The following is an 18,109-nucleotide window of genomic DNA, read 5'->3' as shown; positions in this document are numbered from 1 at the left end:
AACGAAGTGCGAACCTATTCGTCTTAGGTTTCGGACGAGCGGGGGCTGTCTTCGCGTGGTTCGGGGGCCGATGTTCCGCGCACATCGGGCACGATCGAGATCGCGGAGGTGACCGCACCGAAGAATCCGAAGCTGTGGCGGCCGTTGAGATCGATGCCCGGTTCGTCCGCGGTCTCCGCGTCGTTCGTGCCGGCGTCGTTCGCGGCGCCGCTCACCGTCGCAGACGCCGAATCGTCGGAGTCTGCCGGGCCCGCAGATGCCCCTGCAGCTGCTCCGGAAGCATCGGCAGAGGATGCGGTGGTCGTCGAACGGCGACGGATCGGTGTCCCTGTGTCGACGCGACCGTGCGGGCCGTCGGGGGCGGCCACGCGCGCTACCGACGGCAGCGGGGCCCCGGACGTGTCGGCGATATTGGGCGCATTGACATCGAAGGTGTGCTTTCCGCGGCGGTGACGGCGCAGCAGGGTGCGGGATCCGTGGGTGTAGACACCGGTCTCATAGGTGCGATGGCGCAGACGGGAGACGATGAGCCAGCCGAGGCCGATGAGCAGGGCGAGGATGGCCGTCCACACGTTGATCGGCAGTCCGAGGAGGAGGCGCGCATCCTCGGCGGCGGGAGTGCCGATCCGCAGGGCCTCGAGCAGGATGCGGCCGAGGCCGAACAGGCACAGGTAGAGGGCGAAGACCTGACCGTAGCCGAGCCGGAGGCGTTTGGACACGGTGATGAGGACGACGCAGGCGATGAGGTTCCACACCGATTCGGTGAGCACCGTGACCAGTTCGAGGCGACCGTCGAACCAGTCGCTGAAGGCACCGGCGACGTGGCCGAGGATGAGCCCCGGCGCGACCGAGTCGAGCAGCGGTCGGAACCTGATGCCTTGGAAGCGGGTGAGCACCCAGACGGAGAGGAAGCCGAGGATGGTGGCTCCCCAGAAGCTGAATCCGCCGTCCCAGACGGCCAGCGTCCGCAGGGGACTGCCCTCGGGGCCGAAGTAGGTGTCCGGTGCCGAGAGCAGATGTCCGAGGCGTCCGCCGACGACGGCTGCCGGGAGACCGACGACCGTGATGGCCCACAGGTCTCCCTTATGGCCGCCGCGGGCGCGCCATTGGATGCTCGTCATCCACAGGGCGAGGCCGATGCCGAGGACGGTGAAGACGACCCATGCCGGGCTGAAGCTCATGCACACCCTTCTGCGAGCTCGGCGGCGAGACGACCGACTCCGGCCACTCCGTCGAAGTCCAGCGCCCGGACCAGGGCGGAGCCGACGATGACGCCGTCGGCGTATTCGGCGACCTCGGCCGCCTGCTCGCGGTTCGACACGCCGAGGCCCACGCAGGCGCGTTCGGCTCCGGCTTCCTTCAGCCGGGCGACGAGGTCACGGGCGTGGTTGTCGACCTCGGAGCGGACACCGGTGACCCCCATGGTCGAGGCGGCGTAGACGAATCCGGAGCTGTGCTCGACGATCCGGGCCAGACGTTCGGGCGTCGACGAGGGGGCGGCGAGGAAGATCCGGTCGAGGTCGTGCTTCGCCGACGCCGCCAGCCAGGGTCCGGCTTCGTCGGGGATGAGGTCGGGGGTGACGATTCCGCCGCCTCCGGCCGAGGCGAGGTCGCGGGCGAATCTGTCGATGCCGTACTGGAGCACGAGGTTCCAGTAGCTCATGACGACAGCGGTCCCCCCGGCCTCGGCGATCGCTTCGACGGCGGTGAAGATGTCTGTGGTGCGCACCCCGTTCTCCAGCGCCGCTTCGCCGGCGCGTTGGATGACGGGTCCGTCCATCCCGGGATCGGAGTACGGCATGCCGACCTCGATGATGTCGACGCCGTTGCGGACGAGTTCGACCATCGCCTCACGCGATCCGGGCACCGTCGGGAATCCGACGGGCAGGTAGGCGATGAGCGCGGCCTTGCGGCCCGCCTCGGCGACGGCGTCGAGGGTGGTTCCTGTGCGTGGTCCTGAGTGCGTCATACCTGCACCGCTCCTTCGTCGATGTAGTCGAACCATTTCGCGGCGGTCGTCATGTCCTTGTCGCCGCGGCCGGAGAGATTGACCAGCAGGACCGCGTCGGGTCCGAGCTCACGGCCGATGCGCATGGCTCCGGCCAGGGCGTGAGCGGATTCGATGGCGGGGATGATGCCTTCGGTGCGGGAGAGCAGCCGCATGGCCTCCATCGCCTCGTCGTCGACGACGGGTTCGTAGGTCACGCGCCCGATGTCGTGGAGGTGGGAGTGTTCGGGGCCGACCGAGGGGTAGTCGAGCCCGGCGGAGACCGAATGGGAGGCCTGCGTCTGTCCGTCGGAGTCCTGGAGGATGTAGGTGGCCGAGCCGTGGAGGACGCCGGGGCGTCCGCCGGAGAACCGGGCGGCATGGTGGCCGGAGTCGACTCCTTCGCCGCCGGCTTCGAAGCCGAAGATCTTCACGTCGGCATCGCCGAGGAACGCGGCGAAGAGGCCCATGGCGTTCGAACCGCCGCCGACGCAGGCGCAGACGGCGTCGGGCAGACGGCCGACCATGTCCTGGATCTGTTCGCGGGCTTCGACGCCGATGACGTTCTGGAAGGAGCGGACCATCGCCGGGAACGGGTGGGGGCCGGCGACCGTGCCGATGACGTAGTGGGTGTCGTCGACATTGGCCACCCAGTCGCGCATGGCTTCGTTCATCGCGTCCTTGAGCGTGCGGGTGCCGTTGGTCACGGCATTGACCGTGGCTCCGAGCAGCCGCATGCGGGCGACGTTGAGAGCCTGACGCTGAGTGTCCTCCTCACCCATGTAGACCACGCAGGACATGTCGAGCAGGGCGGCGGCGGTCGCCGTGGCGACTCCGTGCTGTCCGGCTCCGGTCTCGGCGATGAGACGGGTCTTGCCCATCCGTTTGGCCAGCAGCGCCTGGGCCAGTGCATTGTTGATCTTGTGGCTGCCCGTGTGGTTGAGGTCTTCGCGTTTGAGGAAGACGCGGGCTCCGCCGCAGTGCTCGGCGAAGCGAGTGGCCTCGGTGAGCAGCGAGGGACGGCCGATGTAGTTGCGCTGCAGGGTGAGGAGTTCGTCGGTGAAGGCCGGGTCCACCTGGGATTTGCGCCAGGTCTCATCGATCTCGTCGAGTGCCGGGATCAGCGCTTCGGGGATGAACCTGCCTCCGAACTCGCCGAAGTACGGTCCGGTCTCCTGGCTCAAATCGGTCATTGCGGTCCTTCTCGATCTCCTCGTGGCGTCGGCGGGTGAGGCGAGGAGCCTCGGCCCTGCCGGACGACCGAATGGGTGCAGTATTGGCCCATCGTCGGCCACTTGCGGCGGCCGTCGCGGGCGGGGTTCAGGATGCGGACAGAGAGCGGCGTTCCCGGCCGAGCGCGGTGTACTCCTCGACTGCGGCCTGCGGGGGGCCGCCGGTGACGAGGGCTTCGCCCACGAGCACGAGATCGGCTCCGGCATCCGCGTACTTCGCCACTTCGGCGGCGCCGGCCACCCCGGATTCGGCGACGAGGGTGCACTCGTCGGGGGCCAGGTCGGCCAAGGGCGCGAACCGGTCGGTGTCGACGCTGAGGTCTTTGAGGTTGCGGGTGTTGACCCCGATGAGCTCGGCACCGAGTTCGGCCGCGATGTCCAGCTCTTCGCGATTGTGGGTCTCGACGAGCGCCGTCATCCCCAGTTCCGTGGCGAGGGCATGGAATTCGCCCAGCTGCACGGGGTCGAGGGCTGCGACGATGAGCAGGACGATATCGGCGCCGTGGGCGCGAGCCTCATGGAACTGGTATTCGTCGACCATGAAGTCCTTGCGCAGGACAGGGATGTCGACGGCGGCGCGCACCGAGTCGAGGTCGTCGAGGCTGCCGTTGAAGCGGCGGGCTTCGGTGAGCACGCTGATGGCGCGGGCACCGCCGGCGGCATACAGGCCGGCCAGCGTTCCGGGGTCGGGAATCCGGGCGAGGTCTCCGCGGGAGGGCGACTTCCGTTTGACCTCGGCGATGACGCCGAAGTCGGCACGCAGGTCGAAGCGGCGGACGGGCTCGGCCGCCGCGGCACGAGCCGTGATCTCACTCAGCGGAACCTCGTTCCGGCGTGCCTGCAGGTCTTCCCGCACGCCGGAGACGATGTCATGGAGAACTGTCATTTCTTCGGCTTGTTGCCCAGTCCGACGGCACGCAGGATCAGGCCGACGACGACGCCGAGGGCGACGATGCCGATGGAGATGTAGGTGATCGTGGGGTTGTGGATCGTGAAGCCCACGCAGCCGACGGACACGCCGAGGAGCATTATGATCACACCGGTCCATCCCGCCACCGAGTTGCCGTGACCGGGATCGGCGATCGCTGCGTAGTCGATCGTGGATTTGTCGAGATCTGCGGCCCCGTTGCGGGCGATGGACTGCGACATGGCGCTCCTTAGAGTGACTGCGTGACACGCGTGTGGAAACTTTCCTCCATTGTGTCACGCTTCTTCGGTCGACCGGACACCGACCCGGTCACAAGGTCATTTCGAATCCGGCTCGGAGTCCGGATCGCTCGGATCCTCGCCGTCGGGTGCCTCGTCGACGTCTTCCCCGCGGGAGAGGGCATCCCAGGTCGCGGCCGAGTCGAATTCTCCGCCGGCGGCCTCGGCGCTGCGGGCGTAGCGGTTGGAGTTCGCCCACCCGTTCGAGGCGACGGAGACCCAGACGATGCCGATGACGCCGATTCCCGCAGCCACTGCCGCGATGATCGCCCATGAGGTGGCTCCCGGCGCCGAGGCGGCGGTCAGGGCGGTGATCCCGTAGCCGATTCCGGCGATCCCGGCCAGTCCCAGGACGACGAAGCGTCCGATCCGCCCGAGCATCGCGGCGAGCAGTCCCGAGACCGCGATGATCGCCACGCAGGAGGTGGCCACGGGTGAGGCCTGCGAACTCGCATCCTCGGTGACCTCTGCCACACCGCTGGGTCCGAGCGTGTCGCCGGCGGCGCCCACCTGCCAGGCGGAGATCGTCAGTGCCCACAGTGCTGCGGCGATGACGAGGACGATGAGGACTCCGCGTGATTTCGTCATGGCCTCACCTCTGGGTTCCTTCGGCTGTGTGCAGGGCGTTCGCTGCGGCGGCGGCGCGCAGCACGGCCGCGGCCTTGTTCTCGGATTCCTGGTATTCGGTCTCGGGCACGGAGTCGGCGACGAGCCCGCCTCCGGCGTAGACGCTCATCGTGCCGTGGCTGAGCACTCCGGTGCGGATGGCGATGGCCAGGTCGAGGTCGCCGGTGAAGGACATATAGCCGACCACTCCCCCGTAGATTCCGCGCCCGACGGGTTCGAGTTCGTCGATGATCTGCAGTGCCCGCGGTTTGGGTGCCCCGGACAGGGTGCCGGCGGGGAAGGTCGCCCGCAGCACGTCGACGGCGGTGGTTCCGGGTTCGAGTTCGCCGCGCACCGTGGAGCTGATGTGCATGATGTGGCTGTAGCGGACGATGTCCATGAACTCGCTGACGTCGATGGTTCCGGCCGTGCACACCTTCGCGAGGTCGTTGCGGGCGAGGTCGACGAGCATGAGGTGCTCGGCGCGTTCCTTCTCATCGGCCAGGAGCTCTCGGGCCAGGGAGTCATCGGCCTCCGGGGTGGTGCCGCGGGGTCGGGAACCGGCGATCGGGTGGGTGAGGACCTCTCCGGAGCGGACGGTGACGAGTGCCTCCGGCGAGGAGCCGATGATGCTCACCGGGTCGCCGCCGTCATCGTGGAGGTTGAGCAGGTACATGAATGGGCTGGGGTTCGCATGCCGCAGCATCCGGTACACGCTGAGCGGATCGGCATCGCACGGGGTGTCGAAGCGCTGGCCGACGACGACCTGGAAGATCTCCCCATCGACGATCTTCTGCTTCGCCGTCTCCACACCGTCGAGGTACACCTGCGGCTGGGTGCGGGTGGCCACCTCGGGGTCGGCCTTGCGGGGACGGAGGACATCGGCCGGGCTGGGCTGGTGCAGACGGTCGAGCATCGCCGTGATGCGCGCGACGCCTGAGGCGTGGGCCTCCTCGATGCCGGTGTCGGCGCCGTTGACGTTGAACACATTGGCCACGAGGGTGACCGTTCCCGAATAGTGGTCGAAGACGGCGATGTCGCCGGGGATCATCAGCTGCACGGTCGGCAGGTGGTGTTCGTTGGGCCGCGGCGGGCCGAGCCGTTCGAAGCGGCGGACGATGTCCCACCCGAAGTAGCCGACGAAGCTCGAGACCATGGGCGGCAGCCCCGATTCCGCTGCGGCCACGGCGAGGAGGTCGAGGGCGGCGGTGACCGCGTCGAGGACGTCGCCGTCGGTGGGCACGCCCACCGGCGGAGTGCCGGTCCAGTGGAATCCGTCCTCGGTGGAGATGAGTGTGGCCACGGGTGCCGATCCGATGAAGGAGTACCTGGCCCAGGATCCGGCGACCGCGGATTCGAAGAGGAAGCTTCCCGGTCCGCCGTCGGTGAGTTTGCGGTAGAGGCTCAGCGGGGTCTCCGAGTCCGCGAGCACCTGGGTGTGGACCGGCACCAGCCGATGGTCGGCGCCGAGGGCGCGGAACTGGTCGAGGCTGGGTCGGATCGGCAGGTCGGTCGGGTTCGCCGCTGGGTCAGTCGACACTGATGGTCCTTCCGGTGAAGCAGGTCGGGGTGTTCGTATGGCAGGCGGGTCCGGTCTGGTCGACGAGCATGAGCAGGGCGTCGGCATCGCAGTCGAGGCTGAGCGAGCGGACATGTTGGACATGGCCGGAGGTCTCCCCCTTCACCCAGTATTCCTGCCGGGACCGCGACCAGTAGGTGGCCCGCCTCGTCTCCAGTGTGCGGGAGACGGCTTCGACGTCCATCCACGCGAGCATGAGCACCTCGCGGCTCGTGGCCTCTTGGACGATGACGGGGATGAGACCGTCGTCGCCCAGTCCGATGATCTCCCGCCAGTTGTGCGGAGTGGCGTCGATATCGCTGCTCATCGGACGTCGATTCCCTGCGAACGCAGTGCGTCCTTGACCTCGGCGATGCTCAGCGTGCCGAAGTGGAAGACGCTGGCGGCCAGCAGCGCATCGGCTCCTGCTTCGACCGCCGGAGCGAAGTGTTCGACCTTGCCGGCTCCGCCCGAGGCGATGAGCGGTACGTCGACGGCGGCGCGGGCGGCACTGATGAGTTCGAGGTCGAAGCCCTCACGTGTGCCGTCGGCGTCGATGGAGTTGAGCAGGATCTCGCCGACCCCGCGCTCCGCGGCTTCCCGGACCCAGTCGATCGCGCATCGGCCCGTTCCTTCTCTGCCGCCGCGGGTGGTGACTTCGAATCCGGATTCCGTGCTCGTTCCCTGCGTGCGACGGGCGTCGAGGGACAGGACGAGGACCTGGTTGCCGAAGTGTCGGGAGATCTCGCTGATGAGCTCCGGGTTCGCCACCGCCGAGGTGTTGACCGACACCTTGTCGGCTCCGTCGCGCAGCAGACGGTCGACGTCGGCGACGCTGCGGATGCCGCCGCCGACGGTCAGCGGGATGAAGACCTCTTCGGCGCACGCGCGGACGACGTCATGGACGGTCTCCCGGTCACCGCTGCTGGCCGTGACGTCGAGGAAGGTGAGTTCGTCGGCACCGGATTCGCCGTAGCGGCGGGCGAGCTCGACGGGGTCGCCGGCGTCCTTGAGGTCGGCGAACTTCACTCCCTTGACGACGCGTCCGCCGTCGACGTCCAGACAGGGGATGACTCTGACAGCTACCACGCAGTCCTCCTAGATTCCCAGGCCCCGGTAGCGATCCATTCGGCGGGCCAGGCGCCTGGCCGACGGTTCGCGCATGAGCGAGATGAGTTCGTATTCGAGTGTCTGTCCGACCCGGGCGACGAAGTCGAGAGGTTCGTCGCTGGCATCGGGGTGTTCGGCGATGATCCGGTCGACGACTCCGCTGGCCTGCAGCATGGGCGCGTGCACGCCCTGACTCTGCGCCATCTCGGCGGCCCTCTCGGTGGTGCGATGCACGATCGCCGATGCACCCTCGGGCGGCAGGGGCGAGAGCCAGCCGTGTTCGGCGCTGAGCACCCGGTCGGTGGGGATGAGTGCCAGTGCCCCTCCCCCGGATCCCTCACCGAGGATGAGCGAGACGGACGGGGCGTCGAGGTTCGCGAGGTCGGCGAGGCTGCGGGCGATCTCGCCGGCTATTCCGCCTTCTTCGGCTTCCTTCGACAGGGCCGCACCGGGGGTGTCGATGACGGTCACGAGCGGCAGGTGCAGTTCTGCGGCCAACCGCATTCCGCGCCTGGCCTCACGCAGGGCCGCCGGCCCCATCGGGGCACGGGAGTCCTGCCGGAAGCGGTCCTGGCCGAGGACGATGCACGGCGCGGAACCGAACTTCGCCAGGGCCAGCAGCAGTCCGGGATCCTTCTCCCCTTCCCCGGTGCCGTTGAGCGGCAGGACGGTGTTCGCGGCGGTCCGCAGCAGGTCACGGACTCCGGGGCGTTCGGGGCGACGCGAGCTGGTGATCGCGGCCCAGGCATCGGAGGTCGGATCGACGGTGGCCGGTGCGGTGTCCGGATCCGGCACCTGGCCCGGGACCTCCTTGCCGCCCATGAGCACATCGAGGACGCGGGAGACGGTGCCGGCGATGCGTTCGGGACCGATGACGGCGTCGACGATGCCCATCTTGTGCAGGTTCTCCCCGGTCTGCACGTTCTCCGGGAACTTCTCTCCGTAGATGGCCTCGAACACTCGGGGGCCGAGGAACCCGATGAGGGACCCGGGTTCGGCCACGGTGACATGCCCCAGCGATCCCCAGGAGGCGAAGACCCCTCCGGTGGTGGGATGGCGCAGGTAGACGAGGTAGGGCAGTCCGGCCTTGCGGTGGGCGATGACGGCGTTGGTGATCTTCACCATCGACAGGAAGGCGATGGTGCCTTCCTGCATGCGGGTGCCTCCCGAGGCGGGTCCGGCCAACAGGGGCAGTCCCTCGAGGGTGGCGCGTTCGATGGCGTCGACGAGGCGTTCGGCCGCGGCCACGCCGATGGAGCCGGCGAGGAACCGGAATTCGCCGGCGACCACGGCCACCCGGCGGCCGTCGATGGTGCCTTCACCGGTGATGATGGCTTCGTCGACTCCGGACTTCTGCGCCGCGGCATCGAGTTCCGCGGCATAGTCTGCGGAGATCCCGCCGGCCGGTCGGATGGGCGTGGAGTCCCAGGACAGGAAGGATCCTTGGTCGAGGACGATGTCGACGAGTTCGTATGCGTTCAGACGCGTCATGACGGTCCCGTTCAGTTTCCGTCGGCGAGCCACGCCACGATGGAGTCCGCGTCTTCGTCCAGCAGCGGCGGGGCGTCGTGGGCGGTGCGAGTGGTTTCGACCTCGCCGGAGGCGCCGGCGTCGAAGAAGCGCAGTGGCGGTCCGGGCAGATCGATGTCGCCGAGCACCGGGTGGTCGACGGAGACCTTGAGTCCCTGGCTGAGCGCCTGCTCCCACTGGTAGACCTCGGGCAGGCTGCGGACAGTGCCGGACGGGATTCCCGCCTCGGTGAGCTTGGCGAGCAGATCGGCTGCGTCGAAGGCGGAGAAGCGGTCTTCGATGAGTTCGATGAGTTCCGGCCGGTTGGCCACGCGTGAGGCGTTGTCGGCCAGACCTTCGGTGGCGGGGTCGATGTCGAAGGCGGCGCAGAACTTCTGCCACAGGTTCTCGTTGCCCACGGAGATCTGCACGGCGCCGTCGCGGCAGTTGAAGAGTCCGTACGGCGACAGCGACGGGTGGTGGTTGCCGCCCGGCTGGGGTTCCTGCCCGGCCACGGTCGCCCGTGTTCCCTGGAAGGCGTGGACGCCGACCATTCCCGCGATGAGCGAGGTGCGCACGACCTTGCCCTGGCCGGTGCGTTCGCGCTCGAGCAGAGCGGCCAGCACGCCGAAGGAGCCGTAGATCCCGGCGAGCAGATCGGCGATCGGCACACCCACACGCTGCATGTCATCGGGTCCGGACCCGGTCAGCGACATCAGTCCGGCCTCGCCCTGGGCGATCTGGTCGTAGCCGGCGCGGGAGGCCTCCGGCCCGTCGTGGCCGAAGCCGGTGATGGAGAGGATGACCAGGCGCGGGTTGATCTCCATGCATCGGGCGGTGGAGAAGCCGAGCCGATCGAGGACGCCGGAGCGGAAGTTCTCGATGAGCACATCGGCACGTGCGATGAGTCCGGTCAGCGTGTTCGTGCCCGTCTCGGATTTGAGGTCGAGGGCGATGGATTCCTTGTTGCGGTTGCAGGAGAAGAAGTAGGTGGCCTGGGGGTTGTCCTCGGGGCCGACGAAGGGAGGGCCCCAGGACCGCGAATCATCGCCCTTGCCGGGGTTCTCGACCTTGATCACTCGCGCCCCGAGGTCGCCGAACATCATTCCCGCATGGGGGCCGGCCAGGGCTCGGGAGAGATCGACCACGGTGTATCCGGTCAGGGGCGCCGACTCGGTCTCGGGTGTCTCGTTCGCCATTCCTAATCCTCCTTGAAGTGGGTGCGTCTGCTGACGAGCATACGCAATCGTGCGACCTCCGCATGGGCGCGGGGACCGTCGGCATGCTGGATCGCCATCACCGCGTAGGTGGTGCCGTCGGTGAGGTCCAGCGAGGGCCAGGGGTCGTCACCGACGGGTGAGAACGTCACTCCGAGGATCTGCCCCCAGTCGAACCGGCGGGTGCGCACCATGTTCTTGACCACCAGTCCCTCCTCGGTGGGCCGAGCCTGGATATCCGAGATGCGCAGCAGGGCGGCTCCGAAGAGGATGCCCAGCAGGTTCATCCATACCATGTCGAGCACGGTCCACGGTTCCCAGTCCACGACGAACAGCGCCACGGACAGGACCGCGAACCCGGCGGTCACGGCGATGGCACCGACGATGCTGATGATGCGCACCTGTCGGGGCCGGAACACGGCGAGATCAGATTCGGCAGGCGCCAATGTTCGTCACCAGGATCGCACGGGCGCCGACTCCGTAGAGTCGGTCCATGACGTTGTTGACTTCCTTCGCTTCGACCATGACGCGCACGGCGACCCAACCGGTCTCCTGCAGCGGCGACACGGTCGGGGATTCGAGTCCCGGGGTCAGCGAGATCGCTTCGGGCACCAGTCGGTGTTCGATGTTGTAGTCGACGAGCACGTACTGGCGGGCGACCATGACCGATTCGAGGCGGCGTTTGAGCACGCCGATGCGGGATTCGGCTCCGGCGCGCTGGATGAGCACGCCTTCGGATTCGAGCAGCGGCTCGCCGAAGGTCTCGAGACCCGCGGCGCGCAGGGTGGAACCGGTTTCGACGACATCGGCGATGGCGTCGGCGACTCCGAGCTGGATGGAGACCTCGATCGCTCCGTCGAGCTGCACGGTCGTCGCGGGGATTCCGCGTCGCTGCAGGTCGGCGTCGACGAGGTTCGGGAAGCTCGTGGCGATGCGGGCGCCGGCCAACTGGTCGGGTGAGGTGAAGGAGCCGGTGGTGCCGGCGTAGAAGAAGCGGGAGGCGCCGAATCCGAGCCCGAGCACATCGTCGGCTTCGGCCTGCGATTCGAGCAGCAGGTCACGGCCGGTGATTCCGGCGTCGAGGATGCCGGAGCCGACGTAGATGGCGATGTCGCGGGGGCGCAGGTAGAAGAACTCGACTCCGTTCACTTCGTCCTGATGGACCAGTGTCTTGGTTCCGCGTCGAGTGGAGTATCCGGCCTCGCTGAGCATGTCGGAGGCGGCTTCGGACAGTGCGCCCTTGTTGGGCACGGCTACACGCAGCATGGGGTCCCTTTGGAGTTCGATGGCGTCGGGTCGGTCGGGTTCGTGGGAGGGTCTCAGAGGTGGGTGTTGACGTCGTCGAGGGTCAGTCCCTTGGCGATCATCATCACCTGCAGGTGGTAGAGCAGCTGCGAGATCTCCTCGGCGAGCTCTTCCTCGGTTTCGTATTCGGCGGCCATCCACACTTCGGCGGCCTCTTCCACGACCTTCTTGCCGATCGCATGGACTCCGGCGTCGAGTTCGGCCACGGTCTTCGAACCGGCCGGTCGATCGAGGGATTTCTGCTGGAGTTCGGCGTAGAGAGTCTCAAAGGTCTTCACTTCTCCAGCCTAATGCATCCTCATCGACCGCAGCATTCGGGGTCTCATGTTCCAAAACGCCGCGGGCCGGCTCGCACCGGCGCTGCGGTCGGTGAGTGTCAGTCCTCGGGGTCGCGGCCGATATCGGTGGCCGGACGGTGGGGCGCCGAGATCGTCTGGCGTGAGCGCTTCGACCAGTCGATGAGTCCGAGGACGACCATGACGAGGAAGAACAGGTACACGGCTCCGGAGAAGACGAGTCCGCCGGAGATCGCCAGGGGGATGCCGACGAGGTCGACGGCGAGCCAGACGAACCAGAATTCGACGATGGCCCGGCCCTGGGCGTACATGGCCACGATCGAGCCGATGAAGATGTACGCGTCGGGGTACGGGTTCCAGGACCACCCGCCCAGGGCGAGGACCCAGCCGAAGACTCCCGTGCCGATGACGAGAGCCGCGAGCAGGATCGCCCGTTCCTTCCAGGTGGCCCAGCGGACGAGGACTTCGCCGGCGGCGGCCTTGGACTTCTTCCATTGCGTCCATCCCCAGATCGCGGCGACGATGATGACGACCTGCCGGGAGGCGTTGCCGCCGAGGCCGGCGGACAGGCTGGCGGAGAAGAGGAGGATGGAGCCCAGAATCTGCACCGGCCAGGACAGGATGTTCCGGCGCAGCGCGAGGACGACCGTGGCCAGGGCACAGATGTTTCCGAACAGGTCGGAGTACGGCACGGGTTTGCCCAGCAGTTCGAATGCCGGGGTGTTCAACCAGTCGAACAGGTCCATCGCAGGCTCTCTTCAGGTGTGGGCCGGTGAGTTCATCCGGCCCGGATCGGTCAGTGGGTGTGTGCGTCGGCGAGGGTGCGCAGCTGACTGATGGCCGCTGCGGCATCCTCGGCGCCGTAGACGGCGGAGCCGGCCACGAGGACGTCGGCTCCGGCGTCGACGACTCGGTCGATCGTCGATGCGGAGACGCCCCCGTCGACCTGCAGCCTGATCTCGAGTCCGGAGGCCGAGATGGCCTCGCGGGTCCGAGCGATCTTCGGCAGGCACACGTCGAGGAACTTCTGACCGCCGAACCCGGGCTCGACGGTCATGATGAGGATCTGGTCGAACTCGCCGAGGAGGTCGATGAAGGGTTCGATCGGGGTGGCCGGTTTGAGTGCGAGGCTCGCCTTCGCTCCGAGGCGGCGCAGCTCCCGGGCCAGGCGGACGGGGGCGGCGGCTGCCTCGGCGTGGAAGGTCACCGAGGCGCAGCCGATCTCCGCGTACACGGGTGCGTTGCGATCGGCGTCGGCGATCATGAGATGGGCGTCGAGCGGAATCGGAGAGATCGCCCGGATGCGTTCGACGACGGGCGGGCCGAAGGTGAGATTCGGGACGAAATGGTTGTCCATGACGTCGATATGGGCCATATCGGCGGTGCTGATCTTCGTAAGCTCACCACGCAGATCGGAGAAGTCCGAGGACAGGATGGAGGGGTTGATGTCGATGGGCATGGGTCATTTCGCCTTTCGCAGGAGGACCAGGAACATTCCGTCGCTGTTGTGCACGTGGGGCCAGAGCTGAGCGTATCGTCCTCCGTCCCGGGTCACCGAGGCGAACGATTCCGCCTCGGTGCCGGTGATCGCCGACAGCACGGCCGGGGTGTCGAGGATCTCGATGTCCGCGGTACCGGACTTGGTGCGCAGCCGCAGCACTTCGTCGACGATGAGCACGGTCTCGGCATAGTGCGGGGAGCAGGTCGAGTAGGCGACCACTCCCCCGGGCGCGCACGCGTCGAGGGCTGCGGCGAGCAGTTCGCGCTGCAGTCCGGTCAGGGCCGTGATGTCTTCGGGCCGTCTGCGGTAGCGGGCTTCGGGGCGACGGCGCAGCGCGCCGAGCCCGGAGCAGGGCACGTCGACGAGGATCTTCGAGTAGGGCCCGCGGGCCTCGCGTCCGTCGCGGATGGCGGCGGTGACGTTGGTCAGTGCCTGGGTGGAGTCGCGGACGAGGTCGACGCGGTGCTCGCTGGAGTCGAAGGCATCCAGCGTCGTCGCTTCGCCGGCGGCAGCGGCACCGAGGACGGCGGCCTTGCCGCCGGGTCCGGCGCACAGGTCGGCCCAGGTTCCGGTGGGCGCTTCGACCTCGGCCAGGGCGAGGGCGACGAGGGCCGATCCTTCGTCCTGGACGCGGGCGCGTCCGTCGGCCACGGCTGCGACGTCCCGCGGCACCGCGGTGTCCAGGGTGACGCCGATCGGTGACAGCGGGGTGGGCTCTCCCGGCAGTTCGCTGCGGTCGATGAGCCCGGGCAGGGCGGACACACCGACCTTCGCGGGTGCGTTGTCGGCTGCGAGGAGCGCTTCGAGTTCGGCGGCGTCGCGGCCGTGTCCCTTGAGTGCCTGGGTGAGGGAGCGCACGACCCATTCGGGATGGGAGTGTTCGATGGCCAGCCGCGTGGTCTCCGATGCCTCGGCGGTGACGCGGTCGAGCCAAACGGCGGGTTCGGCTTCCGAGATGCGCCGGAGCACGGCGTTGACGAATCCGGCGGTCTTCGCCGCGGAGCGTTTGACCACAGCCACGGTCTCGGACAGTGCCGCATGGTTCGGCACGCGCATCGACAGCAGCTGGTGGGCGCCGAGGCGCATCGCGGCCAGGGGTTCGGGATCGATCTTGTCGATGGCGCGGGATGAGGCGATTTCGATGACCGCATCGTAGAACTTCTGTCGGCGCAGGGCACCGTAGGTGAGTTCGGTCGTGAAGGCGGCGTCCTGAGCGCCCATATGGGTGCGGGCGAGTTTGGCAGGCAGCAGCAGGTTCGCGTAGGCGTCTTTCGTCGCCACGTCGAGGAGGACTTCCCAGGCGATGCGCCGCGGCAGGTTCTTGCCCGCCCGTTCGGCATGCGGTGTTCCGCGATCCTGCGGTGCGCGGTCTCGATCGCCTCGTCCGCGGCCGGGCCCGCCGCGTCGGGCGGTGTCTCGGGGACCGCCTCGGCGCTGTCCGCGATTGCCGTCGTGTCCGCGGCTGCCGCCTCGGCGATCTCTGCCTGCTGACTCAGCCATAGCTCTTATGCTTTCTCTTCGGTATAGGGGTCGAAGGTCACGTCTTGCCGGCCGCGCAGGAAGTCGGCGGTGTTCATGCGGGCCTTGCCGAAGGGTTGGATCGCCTCGACGTGGACCCAGCCGTCACCGCAGCGCAGCACCGGCTGCTGCTGCCAGGTGGTCAGTTCGCCCACCTCGCCGGTGGCTGTCACCTCGGGGGCGGGGGTGAGTCCGAAGAGCTTCGTCCTCTTGCCGTCGAGTTCCACCCACGGTCCCGGTGCGGGACTGGTCCCGCGAGCCCGGTCGATGACGCGGGCTGCGGGTGCGGAGAGGTCGAGGTGGGCGTCGGTGACGGTGATCTTCTCCGCATGGCTGGACTCACCGGTCTGCGGGGTCTCGGTCGCAGTGCCGGCGGCCAGTTCGTCGAAGGCGGCGACGAGCTCGGGAGCGCCTCGGTGCGCATAGTCCTCGAGTGCGGAGGCGACGTCCGGGTGGTCGAGCGGCAGTTCGAGACTGCGCAGCACGGGACCGCTGTCCATGCCCTCGTCGATGCGGAACACGCTGACTCCGCTCGTGGTCTCACCGCCTATGAGGGCGCGTTGGACGGGGGCGGCCCCGCGGTAGGCGGGAAGCAGGGAGAAGTGGAGGTTGAACCAGCCGAGCCTGGCGATGCCCAGCGCAGCGGGTCCGGCGATGGCGCCGAAGGCGACGACCGCGACGGCATCGACGTCGAGGTCCCGCAGCTGATAGATGACGTCGCCACGCAGTCGGTCGGCTTCGATCACGGGCAGTCCGAGTTCGACGGCGCGGGTCTTCACCGGTGACGGGGTGAGGACTCGTCTGCGTCCTACGGGCGCATCGGGTCGGGTGAGCACCGCCCGGATGCGGTGGTCCGATTCGGCGAGTGCCTCGAGGGCGGGAACTGCGACATCAGGGGTGCCGGCGAAGACGATATCCACGACTTGGATTCTACTGGTTCGTCGGTCCGTCACAGCGACCGGGGATCATCGATTCGCACTCGCACCTGCGGCTGCTTCTTCGCCGACCGTGAGGCGATGATCTCTGCCGCTCTCGTCCCGACGCGGTCTCCGGCGGAGAACGGGTAGGCGCTGACGCTGCGCTGGCCGTCCTCGGCGTCCTCGCGCAGCAGCTCCTCGACCTCGCCGATCTCGCCGAGCACCGTGTCGATGTCGACGCCGGCTCCTGTGAGTTCGAGGATCCGACGGTACGGCGGGAAGCCGAGGACCTTCCTGTCGCTCAGCTGCCGGGACATGAAGGTGGTGGGATCGAAGGAGGTCAGGGTCTGCCGGATGAGTTCGTCCTCATCGCCGAGGTAGACGGCTCCGCCCTCATCGCGTGAGCGCACCAGGGAGGCGGCTCGCAGTCGGCGTGCCACGCTTTCGTCGATCGAACGCATCCACGGACCCGGCCACAGCGAATCCAAGAGGATCGCTGCGGCATAGCCGCCGAGCACATAGGGTTCGGCGCCCGTCGTGGCCACGACGAGGCGCGGTGTCTCGTCGAGCACCGTGGAGATGTGGTCACCTCCGGATTCGACGATCTCGATGTCCGGCAGCGCTCTGGCGAGCTCTTCGACGGTGCGGGCCCGGCCGCGCACGATCGACCGCACGCGGTTCGAGCGGCAGCGCAGACAGCTGAACGTCTCCGAGTGGTATCCGCAGGATCGGCAGGCGAACGGTCCGACTTCCGACTGCGTGGTCAGAGTCGCCTGGCACTGGGGACAGCGGGCGACTTCCTGGCAGCGGGCACAGGCGAAGACCGGATAGTAGCCCGACCGCGGCACCTGCACGAGAACCGGGCCCGGCACTCCCCCGTCACGGGCACGCGGGCGCAGGGCCGTGCGCATGATCTGCCAGGCCCGGCTCGGGATGCGCTGCCAGGCGAAGGGGTCTCGTTCCTCGTCGGGGACGAAGACGACGGGGGCGGCGTGCCGTCGTGCGGGGCCGATCGGCGTGGCATCGGCCAGCCACCCGATTTCGACGAGGCGCTGGACTTCGGCGCTGCGATCGGTGGAGACGAAGAGCAGTTCGGCGTCCTCGATCGTCGACCGCAGCAGGCAGACCTCCCGAGCGTGCGGGTACGGGGCATGCTGGTCGAGGTAGTTGAGGTTCGCATCATCGGTGCAGATGATGAGCCCGAGGTCCGCGACGGGAGCGAAGGCGGCGGCGCGGGTGCCGATCGTGATGCGCGTGTGACCGAGCAGCCCGCGCAGCCAGGCCTGCCACCGCAGCTCCGGTGACTGATCGGCGCTGAGCACCGAGACCTCCGCGATCCCGGCGGCGGCGAGACTCGATCGGAGCACGGTGAGTTCGCGATGGTCGGGCACGAGCCAGAGCACGGATCTGCCGGCCTCGAGGGTCGCCCGTGCGGCATCGAGCCCGGCACGGATCCAGCTGAGTCCCGGTGTCGGCCCGGGTGTGCAGGCCAAGGCCCTGCGCCGAGGCGGCCCCGACGTTCCGTCGGCTTCCGGAGCCTGTGTCGCAGCCTCTCCCGTCGGTCCCGGAGACTCCCCCGCCGCTGCGAGAACCCATTCGCCGAGGCGGCCCAGGAGCCGCGGTTCCTCCGGGGAGTCGTCCGTTGTCGCCTGCTCCGGATCGTTCGCGGGACCTGTCGCCTGAGCATCAGCCTGTTTCCCGGCTGCTTCGGCTGCCTTCTCCGCCTTGAGCACGGACTTCTCCCCGCGCGCGTGTCGCGGTGGGATGGCCAGGCGCAGCACATCGGCCAGCGTGCCCCCGTAGCGGCGGGCGACGGCTTCGCTCAGGGCGAGCAGATCGTCACGGAGCACCCGAACGGGCCCGCTGACGCGTTGGATCGCGGCCAGCGGCCCGATGTGGTCCGAGGACCCGACGCGGTCGAGCAGATAGCCGTCGCGCAGCTTCCCCGCGAACTTCACTCTCACGCGCACACCGGGCAGGGCCGCCTCGGCGAGCTTTTCCGGGACCGCATAGTCGAAGGTCCGCGCCAGGTGCGGGACGGGATGGTCGATGAGCACTTGCGCGACCGGATCGGTCGCCGCCAGGGGCACCTGGCCTTCGGCCGAGGTGCCGGTGTCGATCGGGAGGGGTTCGTCCACGCCGACGGC

19 protein-coding genes are annotated in these 18,109 nt (G+C 68.3%); all 19 read right to left on the bottom strand.

The window, feature by feature from the left end; genetic code table 11:
• Positions 1–23: 23 nt before the first annotated feature.
• Complete coding sequence (locus GUY37_RS08645) at positions 24–1,181, bottom strand: prolipoprotein diacylglyceryl transferase (RefSeq protein WP_166824579.1); 1,158 nt, start codon at positions 1,179–1,181, stop codon at positions 24–26.
• Positions 1,178–1,969 carry a tryptophan synthase subunit alpha gene (gene trpA / locus GUY37_RS08640; protein WP_166824576.1) on the bottom strand — a complete coding sequence of 264 codons (792 nt, stop codon included), beginning with the start codon at positions 1,967–1,969 and terminating at the stop codon, positions 1,178–1,180. The genes GUY37_RS08645 and trpA overlap by 4 nt, the downstream gene beginning before the upstream one ends.
• On the bottom strand, positions 1,966–3,180 hold the full coding sequence (trpB, locus tag GUY37_RS08635; RefSeq protein ID WP_166824573.1) for a tryptophan synthase subunit beta: 1,215 nt from the start codon (positions 3,178–3,180) through the stop codon (positions 1,966–1,968). Before trpB ends, trpA begins: the two co-directional genes overlap by 4 nt.
• 127 nt (positions 3,181–3,307) lie before the next feature.
• Positions 3,308–4,105 carry an indole-3-glycerol phosphate synthase TrpC gene (gene trpC, locus GUY37_RS08630; protein ID WP_166824570.1) on the bottom strand — a complete coding sequence of 266 codons (798 nt, stop codon included), beginning with the start codon at positions 4,103–4,105 and terminating at the stop codon, positions 3,308–3,310.
• Positions 4,102–4,368, bottom strand: a complete 267-nt coding sequence (locus GUY37_RS08625) for an HGxxPAAW family protein (protein WP_166824567.1) — start codon at positions 4,366–4,368, stop codon at positions 4,102–4,104. The genes trpC and GUY37_RS08625 overlap by 4 nt, the downstream gene beginning before the upstream one ends.
• 96 nt (positions 4,369–4,464) lie before the next feature.
• On the bottom strand, positions 4,465–5,013 hold the full coding sequence (locus tag GUY37_RS08620) for a Trp biosynthesis-associated membrane protein (RefSeq protein WP_166824564.1): 549 nt from the start codon (positions 5,011–5,013) through the stop codon (positions 4,465–4,467).
• A 4-nt stretch (positions 5,014–5,017) separates the two neighbouring features.
• On the bottom strand, positions 5,018–6,658 hold the full coding sequence (trpE, locus tag GUY37_RS08615; protein ID WP_166824561.1) for an anthranilate synthase component I: 1,641 nt from the start codon (positions 6,656–6,658) through the stop codon (positions 5,018–5,020).
• Entirely contained in the window at positions 6,561–6,917 is a 357-nt protein-coding gene (gene hisI, locus GUY37_RS08610; RefSeq protein WP_166824558.1) for a phosphoribosyl-AMP cyclohydrolase, read from the bottom strand. The genes trpE and hisI overlap by 98 nt, the downstream gene beginning before the upstream one ends.
• The gene (hisF, locus tag GUY37_RS08605) at positions 6,914–7,678 is read right to left on the bottom strand and encodes an imidazole glycerol phosphate synthase subunit HisF (protein WP_152346350.1); all 765 of its coding nucleotides are present in this window, start codon (positions 7,676–7,678) and stop codon (positions 6,914–6,916) included. Before hisF ends, hisI begins: the two co-directional genes overlap by 4 nt.
• Positions 7,679–7,687: 9 nt before the next feature.
• Positions 7,688–9,190, bottom strand: a complete 1,503-nt coding sequence (locus tag GUY37_RS08600) for a carboxyl transferase domain-containing protein (protein WP_166824555.1) — start codon at positions 9,188–9,190, stop codon at positions 7,688–7,690.
• Positions 9,191–9,201: 11 nt separating this feature from the next.
• Positions 9,202–10,407, bottom strand: a complete 1,206-nt coding sequence (locus GUY37_RS08595) for a CaiB/BaiF CoA transferase family protein (protein WP_166824552.1) — start codon at positions 10,405–10,407, stop codon at positions 9,202–9,204.
• A 2-nt stretch (positions 10,408–10,409) separates the two neighbouring features.
• Positions 10,410–10,844: a PH domain-containing protein gene (locus GUY37_RS08590; protein WP_227492528.1), complete on the bottom strand. Its 435-nt coding sequence runs from the start codon at positions 10,842–10,844 to the stop codon at positions 10,410–10,412.
• A 7-nt stretch (positions 10,845–10,851) separates the two neighbouring features.
• Positions 10,852–11,691: an ATP phosphoribosyltransferase gene (hisG, locus tag GUY37_RS08585; RefSeq protein WP_166824550.1), complete on the bottom strand. Its 840-nt coding sequence runs from the start codon at positions 11,689–11,691 to the stop codon at positions 10,852–10,854.
• Between the two features lie 53 nt (positions 11,692–11,744).
• Complete coding sequence (locus tag GUY37_RS08580; protein ID WP_166824548.1) at positions 11,745–12,008, bottom strand: phosphoribosyl-ATP diphosphatase; 264 nt, start codon at positions 12,006–12,008, stop codon at positions 11,745–11,747.
• Positions 12,009–12,106: 98 nt separating this feature from the next.
• Positions 12,107–12,772 carry a nicotinamide mononucleotide transporter family protein gene (locus GUY37_RS08575; RefSeq protein ID WP_152346344.1) on the bottom strand — a complete coding sequence of 222 codons (666 nt, stop codon included), beginning with the start codon at positions 12,770–12,772 and terminating at the stop codon, positions 12,107–12,109.
• 50 nt (positions 12,773–12,822) lie between these two features.
• Positions 12,823–13,485: a ribulose-phosphate 3-epimerase gene (gene rpe, locus GUY37_RS08570; protein ID WP_166824545.1), complete on the bottom strand. Its 663-nt coding sequence runs from the start codon at positions 13,483–13,485 to the stop codon at positions 12,823–12,825.
• A gap of 3 nt (positions 13,486–13,488) precedes the next feature.
• Positions 13,489–15,027: an RsmB/NOP family class I SAM-dependent RNA methyltransferase gene (locus GUY37_RS08565; RefSeq protein WP_166824543.1), complete on the bottom strand. Its 1,539-nt coding sequence runs from the start codon at positions 15,025–15,027 to the stop codon at positions 13,489–13,491.
• A gap of 5 nt (positions 15,028–15,032) precedes the next feature.
• Positions 15,033–15,965, bottom strand: coding sequence for a methionyl-tRNA formyltransferase (gene fmt / locus GUY37_RS08560; protein ID WP_166824541.1), 933 nt, complete (start codon positions 15,963–15,965; stop codon positions 15,033–15,035).
• A 29-nt stretch (positions 15,966–15,994) separates the two neighbouring features.
• Positions 15,995–18,100 (bottom strand): primosomal protein N' family DNA-binding protein, encoded by a 2,106-nt coding sequence (locus GUY37_RS08555; protein ID WP_166824539.1) that lies wholly within the window; start codon positions 18,098–18,100, stop codon positions 15,995–15,997.
• Between the last annotated feature and the right edge of the window lie 9 nt (positions 18,101–18,109).

It is taken from the genome of Brevibacterium limosum (genome assembly GCF_011617705.1).
GTDB lineage: Bacteria > Actinomycetota > Actinomycetes > Actinomycetales > Brevibacteriaceae > Brevibacterium > Brevibacterium limosum.
This window is presented reverse-complemented; position numbering and strand designations above follow the sequence as displayed.

What these genes read in the sequence shown, in the direction of transcription:
- GUY37_RS08645 (WP_166824579.1), bottom strand. Translation starts at nt 1,181, where the DNA reads ATGAGCTTCAGCCCGGCATGGGTCGTCTTCACCGTCCTCGGCATCGGC.
- trpA (WP_166824576.1), bottom strand. Translation starts at nt 1,969, where the DNA reads ATGACGCACTCAGGACCACGCACAGGAACCACCCTCGACGCCGTCGCC.
- trpB (WP_166824573.1), bottom strand. Translation starts at nt 3,180, where the DNA reads ATGACCGATTTGAGCCAGGAGACCGGACCGTACTTCGGCGAGTTCGGA.
- trpC (WP_166824570.1), bottom strand. Translation starts at nt 4,105, where the DNA reads ATGACAGTTCTCCATGACATCGTCTCCGGCGTGCGGGAAGACCTGCAG.
- GUY37_RS08625 (WP_166824567.1), bottom strand. Translation starts at nt 4,368, where the DNA reads ATGTCGCAGTCCATCGCCCGCAACGGGGCCGCAGATCTCGACAAATCC.
- GUY37_RS08620 (WP_166824564.1), bottom strand. Translation starts at nt 5,013, where the DNA reads ATGACGAAATCACGCGGAGTCCTCATCGTCCTCGTCATCGCCGCAGCA.
- trpE (WP_166824561.1), bottom strand. Translation starts at nt 6,658, where the DNA reads ATGCCGACGCCCTGCTCATGCTCGTCGACCAGACCGGACCCGCCTGCC.
- hisI (WP_166824558.1), bottom strand. Translation starts at nt 6,917, where the DNA reads ATGAGCAGCGATATCGACGCCACTCCGCACAACTGGCGGGAGATCATC.
- GUY37_RS08600 (WP_166824555.1), bottom strand. Translation starts at nt 9,190, where the DNA reads ATGACGCGTCTGAACGCATACGAACTCGTCGACATCGTCCTCGACCAA.
- GUY37_RS08595 (WP_166824552.1), bottom strand. Translation starts at nt 10,407, where the DNA reads ATGGCGAACGAGACACCCGAGACCGAGTCGGCGCCCCTGACCGGATAC.
- hisG (WP_166824550.1), bottom strand. Translation starts at nt 11,691, where the DNA reads ATGCTGCGTGTAGCCGTGCCCAACAAGGGCGCACTGTCCGAAGCCGCC.
- GUY37_RS08575 (WP_152346344.1), bottom strand. Translation starts at nt 12,772, where the DNA reads ATGGACCTGTTCGACTGGTTGAACACCCCGGCATTCGAACTGCTGGGC.
- rpe (WP_166824545.1), bottom strand. Translation starts at nt 13,485, where the DNA reads ATGCCCATCGACATCAACCCCTCCATCCTGTCCTCGGACTTCTCCGAT.
- GUY37_RS08565 (WP_166824543.1), bottom strand. Translation starts at nt 15,027, where the DNA reads ATGGCTGAGTCAGCAGGCAGAGATCGCCGAGGCGGCAGCCGCGGACAC.